Source organism: Yersinia sp. Marseille-Q5920 (assembly GCF_946902935.1).
GTDB classification, from domain to species: domain Bacteria; phylum Pseudomonadota; class Gammaproteobacteria; order Enterobacterales; family Enterobacteriaceae; genus Yersinia; species Yersinia rochesterensis.
Window position 1 is genome coordinate 264,890 of record NZ_CAMPQA010000004.1, and the last position, 23,279, is coordinate 288,168.

Here is a 23,279-nt window from a genome sequence, read left to right on the forward strand (position 1 = left end):
TCATATTTTATACTCTAAATCATTCGAGTTGCAGGAAGGCGGCAATTGAGTAAATCCCGATGAGCTTATTCAGGTAAGTGATTCGGGTGACAAATCTGCAGGGAGCCGATTTGAACGCTGCTTGCAGCGGCCTCGTAGAGGTGAGGCCCATGGACGGGCCGAGTAACGAGAGCAGCCAACGCACATGCAGCTTGAAGTATGACGAGTATAGTGCTCTTACGGACCCAAGCATGACTCATGATTATCAGCAATTAATTGATATTTTTAATGCCTGTTTTAGCGAGAAATATAATACGCGGTTGGTGAAAGGCGATGATGAACCTATCTATCTGCCCGCCGATGAGCAGTTTTCTTATCATCGAGTGATTTTCGCCCATGGCTATTATGCCAGCGGGATGCATGAAATCTCCCATTGGTGTATTGCCGGGGAAGAACGCCGTAAATTGGTGGATTTTGGCTATTGGTACTGTCCCGATGGGCGTGATGCATTAACGCAAAGCCAGTTTGAAGCAGTAGAAATCAAGCCGCAGGCGCTGGAGTGGATGTTTTGTGTGGCCGCGGGTTTCCCGTTCAATGTCAGTTGCGATAATCTGGAAGGTGATTGCGAGCCAGACCGCATTACATTTCAGCGCAAAGTACGCGAACAGGTGCTATGGCACTTGGAAAATGGCATATCCCCACGACCAGCGGGCTTTATTCAGGCGCTACAATCGTTTTACAATACGCCACCGTTGGTGCCAGCGCTTTTCCCTTACCCGGAAGATTTCGTATAGCGTTATATATTGCATTGATATAAAAGAAAAATTTAGGGGAAGTGATGATCGCAGAGTTCGAAACGCGCATCTTGGCGCAGATAGATGACATGGTAGAGTACGCCAGCGATGATGATTTATTTGCGGGCGGCTACCTGCGCGGGCATCTAACATTGGCCGTTGCTGAATCTGAAGAGTTTGGTGAGCACACTGCCGAGCAGCTACATGCACGGGTGCAGACCAGTCTGGATAAGGCCATCAAAGCCGGTGAGCTTTCTCCACCGGATCAGGCTTTGGTTTTGGGGTTGTGGGATCGTTTGTTGGAACAAGCCCAAAATCCCCTTCGTCCTTGAAGCCGCAGGGGTGTTAGCTACGCTCACGCACCCGAATCACTTACCGGTGTAAGCTCATCGGGGTTTGTTCACTTGCTGCCTACCTGCGACGTCAATGACTTTGTGGATTCATACGTCCTTGAAGCCGCAGGGGTGTTAGCTACGCTCATGCACCCGAATCACTTACCGGTGTAAGCTCATCGGGGTTTGTTCACTTGCTGCCTACCTGCGACGTCAATGACTTTGTGGATTCATACGTCCTTGAAGCCGCAGGGGTGTTAGCTACGCTCATGCACCCGAATCACTTACCGGTGTAAGCTCATCGGGGTTTGTTCACTTGCTGCCTACCTGCGACGTCAATGACTTTGGGGATTCATATGCCCTTGAAGTCGCAGGAGTTAACTACGCGATTCTCCGGCTAAGATAATATCGGATCGCGAGGTTGCACCGGCCGGCCTTTCAGTAATTTTCGAATCCAAAATCGGTTAGGATTCAGTGCCGCTAGCGTGGTTGCATCTAATGGCTGTGGTTCGCCAAACATTTGTGCGGCTAGGATTTCTGCCACCAATGGCGCACTGCACAAACCGCGTGATCCCAAAGCTCCCACCATAAATAACTCCGGCCACACCGGCGCGAGAGGAATTTCCTCACCACGTTGGACTTTTCGCTGTAAATCCTGATATTGCGCCAGTGTTGCGGCGTAATCAGGCACTGCGCCCACCATCGGTAAATGATCACGAATAGCACAGCGCACACCGCAGCGCGCCTGATTATCACTGACATCCACTTGCTGCGGCCAACTGACATTTGGCAGGCAACGTAACAGGCGATCCCGGTTTTCTTGCTGTTCGTCGGCACGAAAATCAGTCGCCACATCACCGCGCTGGTAACTGGCACCAATACAGTGATGCTCATTCGCCGGGTTTACCGGCGTCAGATACCCGTCGTAGCACAGCACTTGCCGCAATTGGCTGAGTATCGGCGTGGTAGGAATGTGCGAAACTTGCCCGCGCACAGCCGACAGCGGCAGGTGCCGAGTTTGTTCCCATTCAGGTAAGCGGTGACCTGTGGCCAGCACCACAGTGGCATGTTGTCTGCTTGCTAGCGATTGCTTGAATGTGAGTTGCCATAACCCGTCAACCCGGTCTAGTTGATGCAGTTCATGCCCATAGTGGCAGGTCATACCCTTTTGTTGCGCTAGCGTCATGAGCGCTGTAGTGAGGTCTGATGGGCAAAGCCAACCACCGGCGGGGTAGTGGATACCGTCGTGAGCGCAATCTAACCCGGCCAACGCACTCAGTTGTTCACGGCTCATCGCTTCGGCAAGTAATACCGGCCAGTCGGTTTGCAGCATTTTATCAATCTTGCCACGACTTTTTTCGTCAAAGGCCAATTGGCTGACACCACACCATTGATGGTCAAAGTGAATACCTTGCTCAAGCAATTGGTCATATTGACGACGGGCAAAGGTAAAAGCGCGGGTGAAGAAGGTTTCCAGCGCATCACTTTTGCCATTCAGCAGTGGGTAGAGTGCACCTTGCCGGTTACCTGAGGCACCTTGGGCGGATTGCGTATCAGCACAGTAAAGTGTGACTTTGGCACCACGGCGCAGCAAGGCCAATGCGGTTAATGCGCTGACAATTCCTCCGCCGATAATCGCGATATCATCACAATGGGTAGCAGAGGGCCGATGATACCAAGGTGCGTATTGGTCAGTAAGCAGGTTGTGTGGCAACGTGCCGGTCAGCATTTCGCGTTTCTGGCCAAAACCTTTGACTTTCGCGACGTCGAATCCTGCTTGTTGCAACCCGCGGCGCACAAATCCGGCAGCAGTAAATGTGGCAAATGTGCCCCCCGGCCTTGCCATGCGAGCCATGGCACTAAACAGCGTATCATTCCACATATCAGGGTTTTTAGCCGGCGCAAACCCATCAAGGAACCATGCATCTACCTGATTATTCAAGCTGGAATCCAACTGTGGCAGCAAAGTATTCACATCACCAAACCATAGATCCAGCGTGATAGTTCCGTCTGCCAGCAAAATGCGGTGACACCCGGCAAGGGGCAATGGCCATTGGGCGCGCAGTTGCTCGGCAAAAGAGCTTAGCTCCGGCCAATGGTCATGGGCTGCGGCTAAATCGGCGATCTGAAGCGGGTATTTCTCGACGCTAATGTAGTGCAAACGCTGGAGTTTAGCCGAGGGGTGAAGCTGGCGAAATTGGGCGAAATCGCGCCATAATGTTAGGAAATTTAACCCGGTACCAAAACCTGTCTCAGCAAAAATACAGTTATTTCGCGGGTGCTGTACAAAGCGCTCGGGGAAGCCATTTCCCTTAAGAAAAACGTGGTGAGTTTCCTCCAGTCCATCTTCATTGGAAAAATAGATGTCACCAAACTGTTCCGATACAGGTGTACCCTGTTCATTCCAGCTTAATGTTGCCGTTTGGATTGGGGAGTGGCTCACGTTTAAAGACTCGTATCTCAAGGGGTAGGGCGATTCTAACTATGTGACCCGCCGCGTGCAAATCGTAAAATTATCTGGGTATATTACGCTGATCGGACTTGTTCGGCGTACAACTGTACGCTAAAGTGCGTTGCAAAATCCCGAATGTAAAATAAGTGGAAGAGGTATTGAATGAAGCGTGCAGTCATTACTGGCTTGGGTATTGTATCCAGCATTGGTAATAACCAGCAGGAAGTTCTGGCATCTTTACAGGAAGGCCGCTCTGGCATTACTTTCTCTCAGGAATTTAAAGACGCAGGTATGCGCAGCCATGTATGGGGCGATGTAAAGCTCGCACCTGAGACTATTACAGAAAATATCGACCGTAAAGTGCTGCGCTTTATGAGCGACGCCTCTGTTTATGCTTATCTGTCTATGAAACAGGCCATTGAAGATTCTGGGCTGACGGAAGAACAAGTTTCTAATTTCCGTAGTGGGCTAGTGGTCGGCTCAGGTGGCGGTTCACCTCGCAACCAGGTTGCTGGTTCTGATGGCATGCGCGCAAAAGGTCTGCGTGGCGTAGGCCCTTATATGGTGACGAAAGCTATGGCATCCGGCGTGTCCGCGTGTCTGGCAACACCTTTTAAAATCAAAGGCGTAAATTACTCTATCAGTTCCGCTTGTGCGACCTCCGCTCACTGTATTGGCCATGCGCTGGAATTGATCCAGTTGGGCAAACAGGATGTGGTGTTTGCCGGTGGCGGTGAAGAACTGTGCTGGGAGATGTCCTGCGAGTTCGACGCAATGGGTGCATTGTCTACCAAATACAATGAAACTCCGGCCAAAGCTTCCCGTACTTATGATCAAGACCGCGATGGTTTTGTTATTGCAGGTGGCGGTGGCATGGTTGTCGTTGAAGAGTTGGAGCATGCTCTGGCCCGTGGCGCACATATCTATGCTGAGATTGTTGGCTACGGTGCAACTTCAGATGGCGCAGATATGGTTGCACCATCAGGTGAAGGCGCTGTGCGTTGTATGAAGATGGCAATGGAAGGTGTTGATACACCAATTGATTACATGAACGTACACGGCACTTCTACACCGGTAGGTGATGTGAAAGAGCTGGGCGCGATCCGTGAAGTCTTTGGTGATAACACCCCGGCTATCTCCTCAACCAAAGCGATGACCGGTCACTCTCTGGGTGCGGCCGGTGTACATGAAGCAATCTTCAGCCTGTTAATGGTTGAACACGGCTTTATTGCACCAAGTATTAATATTGAAAATCTGGATGAGAAAGCCGTAGGGATGAATATCATCACTGAGCCAACTCAACGCGGATTGACCACTGTGATGTCTAACAGCTTCGGTTTCGGCGGAACTAACGCCACATTGGTTATGCGTAAATACCAGAAATAAGACTAAACGCAGATATTTCTGCTAGTTTATTCTTTATAATTAGGCCTGCGAGAGATCGCAGGCTTTTTTATTTGCTATAAAATAAAAGTACCTCTAGAAAATACCTTCATTATCAGATAAACCTATTTTTTGTTAATTTTATCTTTTTCGTACAAAAGAAAGTAGGTTGTTCACTCGCTATTCATAAAAATATCTTATACTAATATCCCATACATAAAACATTACAGAAAGTAGGTGATTGAATAATAAGGTATTAAGATAAATCTTACTGGTTCTTAATAAGTTTATATTCTTTTAAAGTCAAATTTAGAGTTAAAAAATCCTTGCTTGCTCAAAAACGTTAATTCACAATATTAGAACAATAATTAAACAAATTTATTTGTGTCTTTTGATTTATCCACACAGCAGGGTAGTTTAATGAACTATAATCAAAGTGATCATAAGCTTAAGATTGCCGATTTAAACGAGCGCGTTGTCCATGAAATTCTCGAAGTGATAAGTGATGGTATCTGGGATTGGAATGCAAACAATGGATTCGTTTACCGGAATACCGGTTGGTATGAAATGCTGGGGTATCCTGCCCATGCTTTTGAAAATACAGTACATACTTGGGAAAAAATTATTCACCCAGAAGATTTTGAAAGGGTTATGTTTCAGTTTGATGCCTATATTAATCAGCAGGCCGAAAAATATCAGATAGAATATCGTTGCCTAACCCATGACGGTGACTATATCTGGATTGAGGATCGCGGTAAGGTGATTGAACGTAATATTGACGGTACAGTATCAAGAATGATTGGTGCGCACCGTAATATTCATGATAGAAAACATCGTCTTGAAAAATTGGAACTAAAAAACAAATCATTGGAAGCCTTAGTCGAAGAACGAACCGCCGAGTTACGTGAAAGTAATTTTCAGCTTCAGCAGCAATTAGATATCGAAAAGATACTTTCGGAAACGGATGTATTAACGTCCACTGCGAATCGTTATTTGCTGGAAAAAGTACTGAAGCATGAATATAACCGTGCTAAGCGTTTTTGCCAGCCGCTATCATTACTTTCGCTGGATTTAGATAATTTTAAACCAATTAATGACAAATATGGCCATTCGGTTGGAGATTTAACATTGACACATATTGTTGATGTTATTAGCAACAATATTAGGGAAGTTGACCTGTTAGGTCGTTGGGGAGGTGATGAATTTATGATTGTTTTACCTAATACCCAATTAAATGAGGCTAAATGCATCGCGGAGAAAATTAGGCATCTGATTGAGATAATGCCCGTAGATGGCGATATTCATATCACAATGAGTTTAGGCGTGGTTGAGTTGGAACAAAAAGAATCGCAGGAACAGTTATTAATTCGGGCGGATAAAATGCTCTATAACTCAAAAGCTGCGGGCAAGAATAGGATCAGTGGCTGATGTCCTTGGCCCGCGATATTAATATCTGCAGGTATTGCTAGAGCTGGAGCGCATAATGTGCCGCTGCTTTGGCGTGTATTGCCGTGGTATCAAACACGGGCACACTGGCATCTTGCGCATTAACCAACAGGGTAATCTCAGTGCAACCAAAGATAATCCCTTGCGCACCTAGTGCTTCTAAATGGCCGATGATACGGCGATATTCCTGACGCGATGTTTCATTGATAATACCCAGACAAAGTTCTTCATAAATAATACGGTTAATAATTTCGCGGTCTTCACTATCCGGCGTAATGACCTCAATATTGTGCTTTTGGGTTAAACGACCACGATAGAAATCTTGCTCCATAGTATAACGGGTGCCGAGTAAACCGATTTTACTGATCCCTTGCTGTTTGATTTGTGCGGCAGTGGCGTCGGTAATATGTAATAAAGGTAATCCACTGACGGCTTCAATTTCATCTGCCACTTTGTGCATGGTATTGGTACACACAACAATAACATCTGCCCCAGCACGTTTTAATGAAACCGCAGCATCAGACAGCACCTGGCCCGCAGTTTGCCAATCCCCCTTGGCCTGCAACTGCTCAATATCATGAAAATCAACACTGTAGAGAATAATCTTGGCGCTGTGCAATCCGCCTAATTGTTCTTTAACTTGCTGGTTGATTAGCCGGTAATAGGGAATAGTCGATTCCCAACTCATACCGCCAATAAGTCCCAAAATTTTCATCATTATTATTCCTATCTTTTGTCGGTGGCAGGCGAAAGTATGACGTCATATAAACACCAAGATAACAGCCAGATATGCTGTAAGACAATATGAGGTAATGATGGTCAGATGGGATTTTTATTAACGCTATACCTGTCATACTTCAAGCTGCATGTGCGTTGACTATGTTCAATCACCCGAATCACTTACTAGAGTAAGCTCATCGGGATTCTCTCTCTTGCCGCCTTCCTGCAACTCGAATTATTTAGGGTATATATAATTCAGGATAACCACCGGAGCGGCTATCCTGAATATGGACTAGAACCAGGCTTCCCACATTGCCCCGATGTTGAAAGAGTCAAGGCGTGTATCTTCGGTGTCAGTGGTGGTCGCAGTATGCTTGTTATCGACTTCACCCCCGGTGACATAGAAGCGCAGCATTGGTCTGAAGTCTGCACCCATCGCTATAGAGACATTCTGAGAAAGTGTCAGCTTCCAGCCTTTGTTATCACCGCCGGTATCATAATCTACGCGCTGATAACCCGCTTCAAGCCAGGTTGAATGGATATCGTTCCAGAAATGCATTGGGCGAATAATGACACCATAGTTGCGGCGATTGTCCTCATTATGGTGACTTCTGTCGTAATCATGGAATGCTGCGAGGTAAGTTACAGAGGTTTGCTGTGTGAACTTATAGGTGCCCTCAAGGCTGGTATAAACAGTGCGAAGATCGTCAGTTTTGTTATAAACACTGTTATCTGAATTATCGGAATAGCGGGTAACCCACTTGTTCTCAATATTGTCGCCCTTATGACTGAGTACCACCGCAGTTTGCCAGGCTTTCAGCTTCTCTTCACTCTCAATAGCTTTAGAATCAAAACCATAGTTGGTAAATAGCTCAAAGTCGATCGGCCCCAACTGCACGCCATGTATTTTGGATGTCAGAGCATAATGGCCGTTATCACCGGTTCCCGACCCTCCGGTACAGGTGATGCGTGATGGATTTGATGGGTTTGCGACAACTTCTGGATTACAGGATTGCACCGAGCCGACAGCGGCGGCATCAAGTTGAACACCACCGAGATCCAAGTTTTTTATCCCAGTGCCTTGTCCATCATGGGTCATCCAGAAATAGTCGTTAATACCTTGTTGTGGGCGCTGATGGAAATCGCGACCGGCCCATAAATAGGCATTGGGTTGAGATTCAAATAAGTTAGTCACCCCGGCATAAGCTTTTTTCAGGTTAACTTCGTCACCCCAGTGGTCGAGCATGACCACCACATCCCAAATAGCGCCATTATCGCCTTTGAAGGCTTTAGAAAGCTGGAACTCCCCGCCGTTGCCCTCATTTCCCAAGCGGCCAATAGCTGAGGAACCATTATAAGAACCATCAACACCCACGTATTTTTGGTCACCCGCCTGGAAGTGTGCGCCATAACGCGCATATGCATTAAATTTTAGACCATAGGGGATGGCCATATCTGGAGTTGGTGGGGTAGATGATTTCTCAACCACATCTACACTGGGTTTTTGAATAGTAGCGGCTTCTATTTTTTCCTTACGTTCCGCTAGTGCTTTTTCTACCGCATCGGCAACTATTTTATTAAGTTGTTCGGTTGTAATGGTTGTCACTGTTTCTTGTGCCAGTACAGAAATAGGGCAAAGCGCGGCGATAACCGCTATTGCTAAAGGAAGTTGTTTATATATTTTCATCACTGTCTCATTTAATAATTTATTATATTAGACGATACTATCCCGCCTGAATTTGACAGGATAATAGTGCTATCACCAAGGTAAGGTTGTTTTTAATAATGTCATTATAATAAGGGTTATTTAAATTTTAGGCGTAATAATCTCTCCGTTTAAGATGGATAATATAATAATGTTTATATTTAAAAAATTAACGCTGATAAAGATGAATGATTTCTTCTGATAACTCTCGGGCCAGCAATGAGGTCATTAAATGGTCCTGAGCATGAACCATAATAAGCGTCATTGGTTGTCTGGCCTCTCCCGCATCCTGTTCAATCAGCTTGGTTTGCATATGGTGTGCCTGGCGGGCAAAGCCATCAGCTTCTTGTAGCAAACTTTTGGCTTTATCAATGTCGCCTTTTCGCGCGGCTTGTAGTGCTTCAAAGCACAAGCTACGTGATTGCCCGGCATTAACAATAATTTCCATTACTGCTTCTTCTAATTCGACCATTATTTATTCCTACTTTAATCAAAACCATTATTAACCGCGGTAGTGGCAAACCATTCCCCGCTTTTTTTGACAGTACGTTTTTGGCTAGATAAATCTAATTGAATAAAGCCATAACGATTTTTATAACCATTGCACCAAGACCAGTTATCAATAAATGTCCACATGTGGTAACCAAGACAATTACAGCCTTCACTTATTCCTTTATGCAGCCATTTAAGGTGGTCGGATACGAAATCTATTCGATATTGATCGTTTATTTTTCCATCTTGTAAAAAACGCTCTTCATTTTCAACACCCATGCCATTTTCGGAAATAAAGCAGCGAGGGTTACCGTAATTAAGTCGTAAATTGGTCAAGATATCGTAAATTCCAGGCTCATAAATTTCCCATCCCCGATAAGGATTCATTTTACGGCCAGGCATTTCATAGGCATCAAACAGCCATTCCGGCATAAAAGGAGCTTGTGGATTTACTGCACTGTCACGGCATTTTACACGCCGTGGCTGATAGTAATTAATGCCCAGTAGATCGATTCTGCCTTCAGCAATGAGGGCTTTATCTCCTTGCAGCCGTACCGGCATCTGGTCGTAATCACACAGTAAATCAATCAGTTCCTGTGGATATTCACCGCGTAATGCCGGGTCAAGAAAACTGCGGTTAAACAATAGGTCTGCATATTCGGCCGCTTTCAGGTCAGCAGGGTTTTGCGATCGTGGGTATGAAGGTGTTAGGTTCAGCACGATACCGATTTCCCCCTCATACTGACCAGTGCGATAAACTTTAACCGCCGTCGCATGTGCCAACACCGTGTGATATGCCACCGTCGCTGCTCGTCTAAAATCCACCACATTGGGATAGTGGAAGTCATACAGATAGCCACCTTCAACAGGAACAATCGGCTCATTGAAAGTAAACCAATGCTTAACCCGGTCGCCGAACAGCTCAAAACACACTTCAGCATAGTGCTTCCAGGCATCAATCACTTCACGGTTTTCCCAGCCGCCTATCTCTTGCATCGCCATCGGCATGTCAAAGTGGAACAGAGTAATAAAGGGCGTAATATCTTGGGCCAGAAGTTCGTCTATCACATTGTTATAAAAGGCGACAGCTTCGGGATTGACTTCACCAACGCCATTTGGAATCAGGCGCGCCCAACTTAATGATGTCCGAAAGCTGTTGTGATTCAATTGCTTAAGCAACGCAATGTCTTGCCGCCAGTTGCGATAGAATGTTGAGGTATCATTCGGGCCAATCTGCTGGTGAAAGCGCGACGGTTGGCTAGCGTACCAGGCATCCCAAGTTGTTGGGCTTTTGCCAGCGTGAAGACTTTCTCCTTCAGTTTGCAGTGCTGAGCTGGCACTGCCCCACCAGAAGTTATCCGGAAATTGGTATTTCATTAATCTGGTCTCTTTATGCATGGTTATCAGTTGCTACGGACGGTATCTGACAGTGATGGGGCGTTGTTCAGAGATTTCTCCACTTCGGTTTTCAGCAATGAACGTTCATAAGCACGCAGGAATGGCAGATAGATCAGGGCGGAAACCATCATACATATCAAGCACATCACTACAGGACTAAAGGCCCAGTTCGCCGCCCAGGATGCACCAATCGGCGCCGGAGTTGTCCACGGAGTCAGAGAGACCACTTGAGCCAACCATCCCAGTTTGGTTGCGGAATAAGCCAGAATGGCATTGATCATTGGTACGCAGATAAAAGGTATGAACATTATCGGGTTCATAATAATTGGAGCACCGAACAAGATAGGTTCATTAATATTGAAGAAGCTTGGTACCACACCTAACTTACCAATGGTGCGTAAATGAGTGACTTTGCTACGCAACAGTAAGAAAGCCAGTGGTAATGTGGAGCCGACGCCACCAATCAGTAAATAGTGATCCCAAAAACCTTGCAGATAGATGTGCGGTAAGGTTGCGCCGACGGCCAGTGCGGCCTGGTTTGCCGCCAGATTGGTCATCCAGAATGGACTCATGATGCCCGTGACAATCAGTGAGCCGTGAATGCCGGAGAACCAGAAAATTTGGCACAACAAGACTGACAGTAACATCGCCGGTAAAGAGTCTGATGCAGAAACCAATGGAGCCAGTAAATGCATGATAGCTTCTGGAATGATCATACCGGTCTGCGATTCAATGAATAAATTGAGTGGGTGCAGTGTGGCAATAATAACCAATACCGGGATCAATATTTCAAAAGAGCGCGCGACACCTGTTGGCACCTCTTTCGGTAAGCGAATAGTAATATTGTGTTGCTTCAATGCGGCATAAACACGGGTGGAATAAATAGCCGTAATCAATGCCGTGAAGATCCCTTGACCAGAAAGATACTGAGTCGAGATTTTGCCGTCGGCAAAGGGGGCTGCAACAAGCAAAAATGCCATAAATGCCAGCAAGCCAGTCATTACCGGGTCGAGATTAAACTGTCGCCCCAGACTTGCACCTACCCCCACAGAAATGAAAAATGTCATGACCCCCATGCTCAGATTGAATGGCAGCATGAGCTGTTCACGATAGGTCTGAGAAAAATCCAGCCACGACCGGGCGAATCCTATGGTGGTATCAGCCGAAAATGGAGGGAAAATAAACACCAGCATAAATGAGCCGATGATCATGAAAGGCAGTGCTGCGGTAAAGCCATCACGGATAGCAATAACATATTTTTGCTGTCCGAGACGTCCGGCTAACGGAGTAATAGATTGTTCAATAACAGCAACCATCGATTGATAGAGAGAACTCATTTGAACACCTTCTTAGTGGGTCGCGTTAATGAGCGACAGTGCATAGTCCAGGACTTTATCGCCACGCTGCATTCCGTAATCCATCATATCGATGGACTGGACGGGAATACCGTGAACAGCAGCCTTTTCTGAGAGCATACCTAACATGTATTTCACTTGCGGCCCGAGCAGAACGACCTGATAGCGTGGAAACTGAGTATCAAATTCAGATACGCCAAAAGCATCAATATCGACAGCTATTCCTCTCTCCTCGGCAACTGTCCGCATCTTCCTCACCAGCATGCTGGTGGACATACCGGCGGAACAACACAACATAATCTTGAACATCTACAACCATCCTCAAAATATAAAAAACAGTGTGGAAAACGTTTCTGACACAATGCGGAAACCGTTTTCCAATTGGGTAATGCGGTTGTTTCGGCAATGATTGGATATCATACGGAAACCGTTTTCCATCCAAAGAGAATAGAACTGTGATAGCCATCAAAGTCCAGTATATAAAGGAATTATTTATTTGATGAACATCACAGGTTTTAGGTTTTGATAACTATTTTGGATAGTGATGGAAATTCGGTTTCCATGGCAAATGGAAACGATTATACTCAGGAAACTGCAATTGTTGGGCCGGAGCTGTATTTAGGAATGACAGGCAAGGACTAAAGCCTGCCGAGGAGAGAATCATGTCTACAATCAACGATGTATCACGTTTGGCTGGGGTTTCTAAAGCCACAGTGTCACGAGTGTTGAGTGGTTCACGTGGCGTTAAGGAAGCTAGCCGCCTGGCCGTATTAAAAGCGGTCGATGAACTCAATTATCGACCAAATGTTATCGCGCAATCATTATTAAGTCAGTCAACAGGCTGTATTGGTGTTATCTGCGCGCAGGAAAACATAAACCAAACAACTGGTTATCTGTATGCGCTTGAAAAACATCTGAGCCAACATCAAAAGCATTTGCTGCTGCGTTTTGCCAATAACAAAGCTGAAGTTATGCAAGCACTGGATGAGTTGACCTGCGGTTTGTGTGATGACGTGTTGATCATTGGTGCCCGTTTCCCACTTAATCTCGCGGATGAAAGTATTATTCTGGTCGATTGTATGGATGTCGATGCTACTAATAGTATCCATTTCGATCATGCTTTTGCCGCAGAAACCGCCTGTAATTATTTAATAAAACAGGGCAGAAGAAAAATTGCCTTAATAAATCCTGATACCTGCGGGTATGTAGATGAGGTGTTATTAGGTTATAAACGAGCACTGGAAAATAACTTTTTGCCTTTCAATCGTGACCTGATTTTTATGGATTCGTCCTCTTCATCGGTTGCGTTGCAAGTGCTGCTTAATAGCAGTGCGACACTCAATTTTAATGCTTTGTTGGTTGCTGATGAGCGAGAAGCACAAAGTGTTATTCCACAGCTTCAGGCGTTTAATAAATCCGTTCCTGATGACATCATGGTATTTAGCTTGGCCGGGTCGTTACATTATCCGGGGGTTCCAACCATTCCTGCAATTGAATATTCTATGGACGCAATGGCGGCGAAAATAGTGGCATGGCTTAATGAGAAAACCAAAAGTGTGCTGGGTTCCTATGCATTACGTGGGGATTTAATTATTCCAGATATGCCCGCCAGGAAATGATTTCTGTTTAAAACAGCGCTGTGTCAATCTCAGCGCTAAGCAGGGATAAAAAATGAGTGGAACTGTGATGAGGCTCCGCTTTTACCCCTCCTCTGTGTCTATCATGTCTGTTGTAACAAATCTGTAGCAATTGAAAGTCTACAGATTCTTATATCCCCTTTTCGCTTGGTTTTGCAATTCCCCCCGCAATGCCAAGCGAAAAGGGGATATACATCAACTGGATGACGGAGCTTGAGATGATAAAAGTAAAGACTGCGTATACCTTGACCTTATTGGCAATACTCCTACCTGCTTCAACCCCTATTATGGCTCAAGATAAAAGCGATAATTATAAGCTTGAACAGATTTTGGTCATGAGCCGTCATGGTATACGCGCACCTCTAGTGAATTATGGTGATATGCTTTCCAGTGCAACACCGGATAAATGGCCGCAATGGACAACACCCGGCGGCTACCTGACGCCAAAAGGCGCAGAACTTGAGGCGATGATGGGCGGGTATTTCCGCGAGTGGCTGGCAGATACCAAGTTATTAAAATCAAGCGGATGCCCAGCACCCACCACGGTATTTACCTACGCCAACAGTTTGCCAAGAACGATTGGCACTGCGCAACATTTCTTATTTGGTGCTTTCCCCGGTTGTAATGTTCCTGTTACTCACCAAAAAGAAATCGGTAAAATGGACCCGGTATTTAATCCAATTATTACTTTGGACATTACCCCAGAGTTTAAACAAAAAGCGCTGGCTTCTATTAATCAACATGCCGGGCCAGGCGGAGTTGAGGGCTTAAATAAGCGCTTACAACCTAACTATGATTTGTTGTCCCAAGTTTTGGATTATAAAAACTCACCTGCGTGCTTAGTAGATAAAAAATGTGATTGGAGCACACAGCCGACAGATATTGTATTAGTGCAAAATAAAGAACCGGGCATTACCGGCCCACTGCGATTGGGTACCGGGGCATCGGATGCTTTCATGCTGCAATATTATGAGGGTTTCCCGGCCAAAGATGTCGCTTGGGGGCGCATTCAGTCTTCTGAAGAGTGGCGCAAATTAATCGATATTAAAAACCTCTACCATGAAACTTTATTCGGCTCACCCGCTATAGCAGATAATGCTGCCGAGAAGTTGGTTGGTTTTATCAGTTCAGCCCTTGATCCCATTGGTGAGAAAACGCCGAATGAATTAGCGGCACAAAAAGCCAAACTGGCGGTATTGGTTGGGCATGACTCCAATATTGCGTCATTATTGGCCGCGCTCAAGACCAAAGAATATCAACTGCCAGATCAGTATGAGAAAACCCCCATCAGCGGCAAGGTGGTATTTGAACGCTGGAAAGACATTAAACAAAACAAAGAATTGATGAAGATTGAGTATATATATTTGTCGACCGAACAAATCCGTAATAAAACACCGTTGTCACTTCAAGCTCCGCCCAAACGAGTCACATTGGAAATTGAAGGTTGCCCGATTGATGCTAAAGGATTCTGTTCAATGGATGACTTTAGAAAAGCGATAAAACAAAATACCCAAATCTAGCTTGAGTCCACCGCTGATAAGTTTGGTCAGCAGTAGGAAATAGGGGCTGGCATTAAATGGCAGGCTGCGCTAACGTGGCCTTCTTTGTCAGCCCCTGCTATTTGTAGATTTTCTGATGACACTATTCACGACCGCTCATTATGCAGTAAAAACTGTTTTTAGGCCTTTTTTGAAAGACCGCCTGCTGCATATTCTATTGATTTTAGGTATCGGCCTGACTGCATTGATGCCAACAAAAATTTCGGCTTTTCCACAGTTTATCGACTGGACAACTATTGTCACTTTATTGGGATTAATGCTGCTGACGAAAGGGGTCGAAGTCAGTGGTTACTTCGATTTTATCGGTCGGAAGATTATTAATACATTACAGACGGAGCGGCATCTGGCGCTGTTTTTAGTCTTATCAGCGGCTGTGTTGTCCTCATTTCTGACAAATGATGTGGCACTGTTTATCATTGTCCCACTGATTTTAACGCTAAAAAAGATATCTTCTTTACCGGTTTCCCGCCTGATTATTTTTTCTGCATTGGCTGTGAATGCGGGTTCGTTGTTAACTCCGATTGGAAACCCACAAAATATTCTGTTATGGAGCCGTTCCGAGCTGTCGTTTATTGGCTTTACACTTCAGATGGCCCCGCTGGCAGCAATTATTTTGTCAACGTTGCTGGCAGTAACTTGGTGGCGTTTCCCTGCGCGAAAAATTAACAAACAAGCTTCCAGCCCGGTTTACCCTTACCAATCTCGTCTGTTATTGAGTTGTTTGGCGCTATATGTGATTTTTATTATCTGTGTGGATTTTGGTTGGGCAGGTTACGGGCTATTGGTTGTTTTTGCAGGGTTATTATTATTGGCACGGCGCGTTTTACTGGCCATCGACTGGAGCTTGATCCTGGTCTTTATGGCGATGTTTATTGATGTGCGCCTGCTGACTGAATTACCCGGCTTACAATCACTCTTCGGTGAAATCAAAACATTATCTGCGGATGCAGCTTATATATTAGGCATCGGTTTATCCCAAGTTATCAGTAATGTTCCCGCGACCATTTTATTACTTAATTACCTGCCCTCCAGTGCGCTGGTGGCCTACGCGGTTAATATTGGTGGCTTTGGCTTCGCTTTAGGTTCTATGGCCAACTTGATTGCACTTAGAATGGCGGGTGAACCGGCTATTTGGCTAAAGTTCCATGCTTATTCGCTGCCATTCTTATTCTGGAGTGGGTTGGTCGGCTGGCTATTATTAGTGCTCTGAGAGGATGGTGGTCACTTTATTGGCTCAGGGATAAACAACCTAAGCCAATAAGTCGTGACTCAACGTGCTTAAAGAAAAATAGCCAATAAAATGGCCATGACAATAATGAGCGCGACAAAAGCCAGTGATGGCTTTTGCAACAAAGGTTGTAATGACTGCGGCAGTGCGGCAATCAGCGGGTTAATCAACGGTTGAAGGGTTTTTTGATCTTCAGCCAAGCGCTGCGCTGCATTCGCGCGGTCTAATCGGGCGGCAAACAGGACATTAATAATGTCGTTTAACTGCGCCTGTGTCAGCGGTGTGGTTGGGCTGGCCTGGAAGCGATTCAGACTATAATCAATCAATAGTTGCTGTTCCTGCGCATCGGCGGGCTGTTTGAGTGCAGTTTGCAGATTAATTAATGTCGGGGCCGTTTGCTGGCTGAGGGCCACTTTGGCCTGTAAAAACTGGCTGAGTATCTGAAAATGACGAACAGGCAGCGGGTCATGACTTTTCACTCCCACCATATCAAACAGTGCTTGCCAAATTTTAGCGGGTTGCTCGCCCGTTGCCGCACTGAGTTTCGCCACCAACGATTGAATATGTTGATGTTCCGCAGGTAACAATGGTCTGCCAGTTATGGTTGTTAACTGGGGTTGTGGAATATTCAGCGTGCCGGATTGCAGCAATACCAATACCTGTTGCAGCTCTGCATGACTTAACTGACTCAATACCGTGTGACCAAATTGCTGACGGATAAAATCACTCACAGCCTGGCGGTTATTACCTTGGGGGAGTAACTCGGTAAGTTGCTGGCGTAGTTGGTGATTGGCATGGTTTTCCTGAGCTTGCGACAAGCGGGTTTGCAGCAATTGCTCTGCCGGTTGGAAGTGGCGAGCCAGTAAATCGCTGGTGCTGCTAAGAGATAAATCGTGGCGCAAGCCCGCCCAAATCTCAGCAGATTTTATTGGGCTGAGCGCGATGATCCGCACAATCAGTTTTTCCAGCGTGGTGCGCTGTGCCGGGGTGAGTGCCCTATCTTCCACTTGGCTCGGAGAGGGTAATTTAGTCGGCGCGACATTGCTGCCACTCGCAATAGGAACACTTGGGCCGTTCAAAGGTTGCATATAACCCGTCCTTCGCAGTGGGGCGACAGTGTGGAAGATTTATCAGTGACCCGCGGGTTGATGCAGGTTACAGATATAATACCTGTAAATGTGGGCGACCCATACCTCCAGATTATGTTTTTGGCTAAATGCTTTTGTAATTAAATGTCACTTTGACTGATTGTTTAGGTTCAAAGATTGATAATCTTAATTATGTGGCTAAGATGGGCGCTCAACCTTAAATGGAATTGATTTAACTATTCAAGGGGTAACTCATTCAGCTCGTGGCTGATAATAGTTAAGCATGGATAATGGTCAAATATGGATAATGTTTAAATACAGATAATGTTTAAAAGACAACGCGCCGCAAAATGGTTTCTCTCTCTGGCTTGCCTGGTCATACTGGTTTGTATGACGCAACGCATCGCCAGCTTGCACGCGCTGGAAAAAAGTCTTCTTTTGACGTCATCATCACAAGTTGTTACCGATGCAAATGACGGCCCAACCTCTTGTGAGTTAAGTGCCAAATCCTTGCTAGCATCCCCCCCGGTTCTGTTCGAGTTAGCCATTTTCTCTCTGGGCTTATTGCTCCTGCTGTTGATCCCCATCATACCCGCCAGTATGCGGTTCCCTCCGCCCAGAGTCATATCACCCAGTGGTTTGAGAGTGCATTTGCAACTATGCATTTTCCGGGAATAGAACAGCAACTTTCTATGTTGTTGTAATTAATCTATTTTTGGAGAAAAACAATGCTCAATTTAAGCAAGACAGCTTTGTTCTGTCTGTTGCTGCTATGGATGCCAACCCTTTGGGCGGCAGATAGCGGCTGGCTGGTCAGTGCACAAAATGACCATGCCAAGGTTCGCATTCGTGCCGAGCCTTCTGCTGGCAATGAAACTCGCATGTTACTTAGCGTCCAGTTGGAAAAAGGTTGGAAAACCTATTGGCGTTCGCCGGGGGAAGGGGGCATAGCACCCACTATTGCCTGGTCGCCACCTCTCAACGCGGTGAAATGGTACTGGCCGGTACCACAACGATTTGATGTCTCTGGGATTTCTACTCAGGGATATCATGAGCAGGTCACTCTGCCGATGGTGATTTCCGGCAAGGTTCCCGACAGGTTAAGCGGAATACTGACGCTATCGACATGCAGTAATGTCTGCATTTTGACGGACTATTCCTTTAGCCTCGATTTATCCTCTGCCGTCAGTGCCGAAAATCAGCAGCAATTTGAACATGATTTTGCCCAAGCGATGGGGCAAGTGCCGATTGCCAATGCATTGACTCAGCAAATTCAAGCGGGCTTTAGTCAAGGAGAAGTGCAAATCCTTACTCAGCGTGATGAGGGTTGGCAGAAGCCGGAATTGTTCTTCGATACCCTTGACGATGTGGATCTCGGCAAGCCCGTGGTCACTGTGCAGGGCCATCAATTGTCGGTGCGGGTGCCCGCCACCGACGGCTGGGGGGAGGGAACCGGCGATTTGCGCGGCAAGCTATTGACCTTGGTGATAACCGATGGCGGGCTGGCGCAAGAGGCCACGGTGACTATCGGGCAAGCGCTGACGTTACCGCAATCCAACGCCTCATTTTGGTCTTGGGTTCTGATGGCGCTGGCGGGGGGATTAATCCTTAACCTGATGCCATGTGTACTGCCGGTATTGGCAATGAAGCTCAGTTCGATTCTGCAAACCGAGCATCAAACTCGCCGTCAGGTGCGGTGGCAGTTTTTGGCCTCATCTGCCGGAATAATCACCTCATTTTGGTTACTGGCTTTGCTGATGACTGCTTTGCGTCTGGGCAACCATGCGCTTGGCTGGGGGATTCAGTTCCAAAATCCGTGGTTTATCGGTTTTATGGTTTTAGTCACCGCACTTTTTACCGCCAATCTGTTCGGGTTATTCGAGATTCAGCTCTCTTCCTCGTTGAATTCCCGCATCGCCGCCCCGCGCGTCGAGAAGGCGGGCGTACGCGGCATGGTGGGCCACTTTGGGCAAGGCGCTTTGGCGACTTTACTGGCAACGCCGTGCTCTGCTCCCTTCCTCGGCACCGCAGTGGCTTTTGCACTGGCGGCCCCGTTACCCGCGCTATGGGGGATATTTACTGCGCTCGGTGTCGGGATGAGCTTGCCGTGGTTGGCGGTGGCCGCGTGGCCCAAACTGGCATTGTGCTTACCGCGCCCCGGCCGTTGGATGAGCCACTTGCGCATCGCCATGGGAGTGCTGATGCTGGTGTCCAGTTTATGGCTACTGAGCTTGATGGTCAGCCATATTGGCCTCCAAGCCGTCATTATCATCGCCGGAATAGTCTTGTTGGCGCTGCTGCTGGCGATTGGCTGGCGTTACGGCACCCGCATCGCCGCGATAGTCAGTTTAATCGCGGTGCTGATTGTCGGAGGATTGCTACTGGTTGGGTCGCTAACCGCTGATTTATGGCGCAAGCCGCTGCATGACAATATTCCGTGGCAGCCGTTAACCGAATCCGCCATTAAAAAGGCACTTGCCGAAGATAAAAGCGTGTTTGTTGATGTCACCGCAGATTGGTGTGTGACTTGCAAAGTCAACAAAATACACGTGCTGATGCGCGATGATGTGCAGCAAGCTTTGCAAGCGCCGGACGTGGTGGCGTTACGCGGAGACTGGACTCGTCCTTCTGCGGATATCACCGCATTTTTACGCGAACGCGGCAGTGTTGCCATCCCGTTCAATCAAATTTATGGGCCACAACAGCCGCAGGGAGTCGTGCTTTCTCCACTGCTGGATCGTGACGTTCTATTGAAAGTGTTGGCCGATGCTAAAGGAAATGAAAAATGAGTCTGTTGATTGTAATGAGAAAATTGACTGTATTACTGTTGGTGCTGTTTTCGACGCCTCTCTGGGCGGCGACCCCCTTCACCCCAGAACAGGAAGTCCGCGTTAAAGAGCTGATCCGCGAAACATTAATATCTAATCCAGATATCCTGGAGCAATCGGTCAACGCCTGGCAGCAGCAAGCCAATGAAGCACAGGGGCAACAACTGAGCCAGTTTATCGCCGCGAATAAACAAGCCCTGTATCAAGACCCCGGTAGCCCGCGTTTTGGCGCGACCACACCGCAACTGACTTTGGTTTCTTTCACCGACTATAATTGCCCATTCTGCAAGACATTTGACCCCTTGCTGGAGAAGCTAGTCAAAGACTACCCACAGGTGGCGGTGGTGATAAAACTATTGCCATTCAAAGGGGAAAGCTCAGTGACCAGTGCGCGATTGGCATTAACTCTGTGGCAACAACATCCTGACCAATGGATGGCTTTTCATCAGCGTTTGATGGCGAAAAAGGGCTTTCATGATGCCAGTAGTATTGCCGCCGCTCAGAAAAAAACCGGGGTGATGGCCGTGGAGGTGAGTGAGCAAAGCTTAAATGTGCTGCGTTCCAACCTGAAGCTGGCTGAGCAACTGGGTATTCAGGGCACACCGGCCACCTTGATTGGCGATCAAATGATTCCGGGAGCTATTTCTTATCAAGAACTGGAGGAGATAGTGAAACAACAATTGGCGCAGGCGGGTAAATGAAACGCTTAAAGCGCTGGGGCAAAGAGCTGCTGGTTTTATTGCTGCTGGCGGCGGTGGTTTCATTCGCCATGGATTGGCTGCGTAGCCCACAAGCACCGGCTGGCTGGCCGGATACGCGATGGCAAACTCTGGCGGGAAAGCCGGTGTCCTTGCAGGAGATGAGTCAGGAAAAACCGCTGCTTATCTATTTCTGGGCGACATGGTGCGGTGTATGCAAATTCACCACACCCAGCGTCAATCAGTTGGTGCAAGAGGGTGAAAATGTCCTGACGGTGGCGCTAAGGTCAGGAGATCCCGCGCAAGTTGAGACTTGGTTACGCAAAAAAGGCTATCAACTGCCGGTGATAAATGACCCACAAGGCCAATTATCAGCCCAGTGGCAAATTAATGTCACGCCGACAGTGGTTATCCTCTATCAAGGGAAAATGGTGCAACACACGAGCGGCTGGACCAGCTATTGGGGAATGAAACTGCGCCTATGGTTGGCCTCTTTCTAATATAATATTTTCCTCATTACTCGACTCGCCCGGTGTGATTATGCCGGGCTTTTTTCTGTCTGACACTGCCGAATGGCCGCACTCAGTCGGGCGATTCCTTGGATGATCAGCTCCGGGGAGTTGGCGGCAAAATTCAAACGTAGGCTAAATTCTCCGCTTGCTTCTTGGGTATAAAATCCTCCGCCTTTTGCGAAAGTCACGCCCGCTTGCCAGGCCAATGGCATTAATTGTGAAATAGGCGCATTTTCAGGAAGTTGCAGCCAGATAAATAACCCGCCATCCGGTATTTCAAACTGGCAACCCAGCGGCAATGTTTGTGTCAGTGCCTCGGCCATGGCATCGCGATGCTGGCGGTATAAACGGCAGGCGCGGCGTAACTGTTTGTCATAGCGCCCGACAGTCACAAAAGCATCCAGCGCCCGCTGGATGAGATTCGAACTGGTAAAACTATCAACATGCTTTAAGCACGCTAACTGCGTGTAGTGGGGTTGGTCGGCAACCAAATAACCAATGCGCATGCTGGGCAGCAGCATTTTGGAAAATGTACTGACATAGATAACCTCGCCCGGTGCCGCCAGTGAGCGCAGTGAAGGCAGTTTTTTGCCGCTGTAACGCAAGTCACCGACATAATCATCCTCAAGGATGGTGACTCTGGCGGCACGGGCTATGCGCAATAGCTGATGGCGACGGTCTTCACTCATACAGCGGCCTGTGGGGTTATTAAAGTTAGGGATGCAATAGATAAGTTTGGGTTGATGCAGCGCTAGCAGCGCGGGCAGGGTATCCAACTGCATGCCCTGTTGGTCACTGGGCAGCGCAATAATATTCACTTTATGCAGGCGAAACAGGGCGAGAGCTTCAGCATAGGTGGGTTCCTCCACCAATACAGTATCACCAGGGGCTAATAGTGATTGGCTAACGAGGCTAATGGCGTGTTGTGAACCATTGGTTATCAGTAATTGCTCTGGCCGCGTCGGGATGCCCTGCGCAGAAAGAATGCGGCTGAGGGTATCGCGCAAGGGGTAATAACCGCAGTAATCACCATAACTGAATGCTTCTTCAGCATGACGCCGCAATATGGATTGCAGAATCTGGCGGAATTCATCCAGTGGAAAAATCTTCGGGCTGCCAATACCCGCTGCGAAATTGATGGTGTCTGGGGGCAGGGGAATATCGGCATAACCGTCTAGCCGTGAGGTGACGGTAGTAAAACGGTCGAGTGGGAATTCCCCTTGTAACAGCGGCAGGGGTTGGCTCGGCGGTGGCGGTAGATAGCGAACATAAGCACCACTGCCGCGTCGTTGCTGCAAAAAGCCTTTCGCTGCCAACTCGGCGTAAGCATTATCCGCCGTCAGGCGGCTGACGGATAATTCTGCTGCCAAAGCACGGGTTGACGGCAATTTATCTCCATCAGCAAAGACCCCACTGAGGATAGCTCGGCGTAGCGCTTCTTCAATTTGCAGATACAGCGGAATGTCATGTTGGCGATCTAAAGGAATATGCATGTGATAGCGCCAAAAGTGGCTCGCGTGAGAAATAATACTTTCACTATACTCAATGCCTGCAAGGCTTCAAGCAAGAAAAAGTGGCCTGTATCAATCAGCAGGAAAGTGGCTCTGGTGGCAAAAAAACGGCGGAGTAAAATCACCTTACATCAAGCAATGTTGTCAATCTAATGAGGCTGT

20 protein-coding genes are annotated in these 23,279 nt (G+C 47.2%); 11 read left to right on the forward strand and 9 right to left on the reverse strand.

The genetic code is table 11. The annotated features are described in order from the left end of the window. The first annotated feature begins 230 nt into the window (after positions 1–230). Positions 231–773 (forward strand): elongation factor P hydroxylase, encoded by a 543-nt coding sequence (locus OVO64_RS08040; protein WP_038631707.1) that lies wholly within the window; start codon positions 231–233, stop codon positions 771–773. 44 nt (positions 774–817) lie between these two features. Next, on the forward strand, positions 818–1,105 hold the full coding sequence (locus OVO64_RS08045; protein ID WP_038631710.1) for a YfcL family protein: 288 nt from the start codon (positions 818–820) through the stop codon (positions 1,103–1,105). Between the two features lie 397 nt (positions 1,106–1,502). On the opposite strand, the gene mnmC is transcribed toward OVO64_RS08045, so the two are convergent. Beyond that, positions 1,503–3,548, reverse strand: a complete 2,046-nt coding sequence (gene mnmC, locus OVO64_RS08050) for a bifunctional tRNA (5-methylaminomethyl-2-thiouridine)(34)-methyltransferase MnmD/FAD-dependent 5-carboxymethylaminomethyl-2-thiouridine(34) oxidoreductase MnmC (RefSeq protein ID WP_145509500.1) — start codon at positions 3,546–3,548, stop codon at positions 1,503–1,505. A gap of 171 nt (positions 3,549–3,719) precedes the next feature. On the opposite strand from mnmC, the gene fabB reads away from it, so the two are divergent. After that, complete coding sequence (fabB, locus tag OVO64_RS08055; RefSeq protein WP_050112952.1) at positions 3,720–4,943, forward strand: beta-ketoacyl-ACP synthase I; 1,224 nt, start codon at positions 3,720–3,722, stop codon at positions 4,941–4,943. Positions 4,944–5,360: 417 nt separating this feature from the next. Continuing rightward, a complete protein-coding gene (locus OVO64_RS08060) occupies positions 5,361–6,368 on the forward strand; it encodes a sensor domain-containing diguanylate cyclase (protein WP_145509501.1) in 1,008 nt (335 codons plus the stop codon). A gap of 37 nt (positions 6,369–6,405) precedes the next feature. Here OVO64_RS08060 and OVO64_RS08065 read toward each other — a convergent pair whose 3' ends face one another. From OVO64_RS08065 to OVO64_RS08090, 6 genes are all read right to left on the reverse strand, one after another. After that, complete coding sequence (locus OVO64_RS08065; RefSeq protein ID WP_162928781.1) at positions 6,406–7,101, reverse strand: aspartate/glutamate racemase family protein; 696 nt, start codon at positions 7,099–7,101, stop codon at positions 6,406–6,408. Positions 7,102–7,398: 297 nt separating this feature from the next. Next, on the reverse strand, positions 7,399–8,793 hold the full coding sequence (locus OVO64_RS08070) for a carbohydrate porin (RefSeq protein ID WP_038631722.1): 1,395 nt from the start codon (positions 8,791–8,793) through the stop codon (positions 7,399–7,401). Positions 8,794–8,980: 187 nt separating this feature from the next. Next, positions 8,981–9,283, reverse strand: coding sequence for a PTS lactose/cellobiose transporter subunit IIA (locus tag OVO64_RS08075; protein WP_004391580.1), 303 nt, complete (start codon positions 9,281–9,283; stop codon positions 8,981–8,983). Positions 9,284–9,297: 14 nt separating this feature from the next. Beyond that, positions 9,298–10,680 carry a glycoside hydrolase family 1 protein gene (locus OVO64_RS08080; RefSeq protein ID WP_038631725.1) on the reverse strand — a complete coding sequence of 461 codons (1,383 nt, stop codon included), beginning with the start codon at positions 10,678–10,680 and terminating at the stop codon, positions 9,298–9,300. Between the two features lie 26 nt (positions 10,681–10,706). Beyond that, positions 10,707–12,038 (reverse strand): PTS sugar transporter subunit IIC, encoded by a 1,332-nt coding sequence (locus OVO64_RS08085; protein ID WP_038631727.1) that lies wholly within the window; start codon positions 12,036–12,038, stop codon positions 10,707–10,709. 12 nt (positions 12,039–12,050) lie between these two features. Next, positions 12,051–12,365 carry a PTS sugar transporter subunit IIB gene (locus OVO64_RS08090; RefSeq protein ID WP_038631729.1) on the reverse strand — a complete coding sequence of 105 codons (315 nt, stop codon included), beginning with the start codon at positions 12,363–12,365 and terminating at the stop codon, positions 12,051–12,053. A 353-nt stretch (positions 12,366–12,718) separates the two neighbouring features. Here OVO64_RS08090 and OVO64_RS08095 point away from each other — a divergent pair, with 353 nt between their 5' ends. From OVO64_RS08095 to OVO64_RS08105, 3 genes are all read left to right on the forward strand, one after another. Continuing rightward, positions 12,719–13,675 carry a LacI family DNA-binding transcriptional regulator gene (locus OVO64_RS08095; RefSeq protein ID WP_038631732.1) on the forward strand — a complete coding sequence of 319 codons (957 nt, stop codon included), beginning with the start codon at positions 12,719–12,721 and terminating at the stop codon, positions 13,673–13,675. A gap of 236 nt (positions 13,676–13,911) precedes the next feature. After that, a complete protein-coding gene (gene agp / locus OVO64_RS08100; protein WP_038631735.1) occupies positions 13,912–15,213 on the forward strand; it encodes a bifunctional glucose-1-phosphatase/inositol phosphatase in 1,302 nt (433 codons plus the stop codon). A 115-nt stretch (positions 15,214–15,328) separates the two neighbouring features. Further along, positions 15,329–16,462, forward strand: a complete 1,134-nt coding sequence (locus OVO64_RS08105) for an SLC13 family permease (protein ID WP_038631738.1) — start codon at positions 15,329–15,331, stop codon at positions 16,460–16,462. 68 nt (positions 16,463–16,530) lie between these two features. Here OVO64_RS08105 and flk read toward each other — a convergent pair whose 3' ends face one another. Next, the gene (flk, locus tag OVO64_RS08110; protein WP_038631740.1) at positions 16,531–17,568 is read right to left on the reverse strand and encodes a flagella biosynthesis regulator Flk; all 1,038 of its coding nucleotides are present in this window, start codon (positions 17,566–17,568) and stop codon (positions 16,531–16,533) included. 324 nt (positions 17,569–17,892) lie between these two features. Between flk and OVO64_RS08115 the strand changes: the two genes are divergently transcribed. The 4 genes from OVO64_RS08115 to OVO64_RS08130 are packed head-to-tail and all read left to right on the forward strand — an operon-like array spanning position 17,893 to position 21,594. Continuing rightward, positions 17,893–18,246 carry a copper resistance protein gene (locus tag OVO64_RS08115; RefSeq protein ID WP_145509503.1) on the forward strand — a complete coding sequence of 118 codons (354 nt, stop codon included), beginning with the start codon at positions 17,893–17,895 and terminating at the stop codon, positions 18,244–18,246. Positions 18,247–18,296: 50 nt separating this feature from the next. Beyond that, entirely contained in the window at positions 18,297–20,357 is a 2,061-nt protein-coding gene (locus tag OVO64_RS08120; RefSeq protein WP_145509504.1) for a protein-disulfide reductase DsbD family protein, read from the forward strand. 14 nt (positions 20,358–20,371) lie between these two features. Then, positions 20,372–21,097 (forward strand): DsbA family protein, encoded by a 726-nt coding sequence (locus tag OVO64_RS08125; RefSeq protein ID WP_038639406.1) that lies wholly within the window; start codon positions 20,372–20,374, stop codon positions 21,095–21,097. Then, positions 21,094–21,594: a protein disulfide oxidoreductase gene (locus OVO64_RS08130; RefSeq protein WP_038631746.1), complete on the forward strand. Its 501-nt coding sequence runs from the start codon at positions 21,094–21,096 to the stop codon at positions 21,592–21,594. Before OVO64_RS08125 ends, OVO64_RS08130 begins: the two co-directional genes overlap by 4 nt. A 38-nt stretch (positions 21,595–21,632) precedes the next feature. Here the strand turns inward: OVO64_RS08130 and OVO64_RS08135 are convergent, their stop codons facing one another. Then, the gene (locus OVO64_RS08135) at positions 21,633–23,099 is read right to left on the reverse strand and encodes a PLP-dependent aminotransferase family protein (protein WP_267248706.1); all 1,467 of its coding nucleotides are present in this window, start codon (positions 23,097–23,099) and stop codon (positions 21,633–21,635) included. Between the last annotated feature and the right edge of the window lie 180 nt (positions 23,100–23,279).

Bases quoted from the DNA above. Each gene is read 5' to 3' on its own strand.
- OVO64_RS08040 (WP_038631707.1), top strand. From the start codon at position 231: ATGACTCATGATTATCAGCAATTAATTGATATTTTTAATGCCTGTTTT.
- OVO64_RS08045 (WP_038631710.1), top strand. From the start codon at position 818: ATGATCGCAGAGTTCGAAACGCGCATCTTGGCGCAGATAGATGACATG.
- fabB (WP_050112952.1), top strand. From the start codon at position 3,720: ATGAAGCGTGCAGTCATTACTGGCTTGGGTATTGTATCCAGCATTGGT.
- OVO64_RS08060 (WP_145509501.1), top strand. From the start codon at position 5,361: ATGAACTATAATCAAAGTGATCATAAGCTTAAGATTGCCGATTTAAAC.
- OVO64_RS08065 (WP_162928781.1), bottom strand. From the start codon at position 7,101: ATGAAAATTTTGGGACTTATTGGCGGTATGAGTTGGGAATCGACTATT.
- OVO64_RS08070 (WP_038631722.1), bottom strand. From the start codon at position 8,793: ATGAAAATATATAAACAACTTCCTTTAGCAATAGCGGTTATCGCCGCG.
- OVO64_RS08075 (WP_004391580.1), bottom strand. From the start codon at position 9,283: ATGGTCGAATTAGAAGAAGCAGTAATGGAAATTATTGTTAATGCCGGG.
- OVO64_RS08080 (WP_038631725.1), bottom strand. From the start codon at position 10,680: ATGAAATACCAATTTCCGGATAACTTCTGGTGGGGCAGTGCCAGCTCA.
- OVO64_RS08085 (WP_038631727.1), bottom strand. From the start codon at position 12,038: ATGAGTTCTCTCTATCAATCGATGGTTGCTGTTATTGAACAATCTATT.
- OVO64_RS08090 (WP_038631729.1), bottom strand. From the start codon at position 12,365: ATGTTCAAGATTATGTTGTGTTGTTCCGCCGGTATGTCCACCAGCATG.
- OVO64_RS08095 (WP_038631732.1), top strand. From the start codon at position 12,719: ATGTCTACAATCAACGATGTATCACGTTTGGCTGGGGTTTCTAAAGCC.
- agp (WP_038631735.1), top strand. From the start codon at position 13,912: ATGATAAAAGTAAAGACTGCGTATACCTTGACCTTATTGGCAATACTC.
- OVO64_RS08105 (WP_038631738.1), top strand. From the start codon at position 15,329: ATGACACTATTCACGACCGCTCATTATGCAGTAAAAACTGTTTTTAGG.
- flk (WP_038631740.1), bottom strand. From the start codon at position 17,568: ATGCAACCTTTGAACGGCCCAAGTGTTCCTATTGCGAGTGGCAGCAAT.
- OVO64_RS08115 (WP_145509503.1), top strand. From the start codon at position 17,893: ATGTTTAAAAGACAACGCGCCGCAAAATGGTTTCTCTCTCTGGCTTGC.
- OVO64_RS08120 (WP_145509504.1), top strand. From the start codon at position 18,297: ATGCTCAATTTAAGCAAGACAGCTTTGTTCTGTCTGTTGCTGCTATGG.
- OVO64_RS08125 (WP_038639406.1), top strand. From the start codon at position 20,372: ATGAGAAAATTGACTGTATTACTGTTGGTGCTGTTTTCGACGCCTCTC.
- OVO64_RS08130 (WP_038631746.1), top strand. From the start codon at position 21,094: ATGAAACGCTTAAAGCGCTGGGGCAAAGAGCTGCTGGTTTTATTGCTG.
- OVO64_RS08135 (WP_267248706.1), bottom strand. From the start codon at position 23,099: ATGCATATTCCTTTAGATCGCCAACATGACATTCCGCTGTATCTGCAA.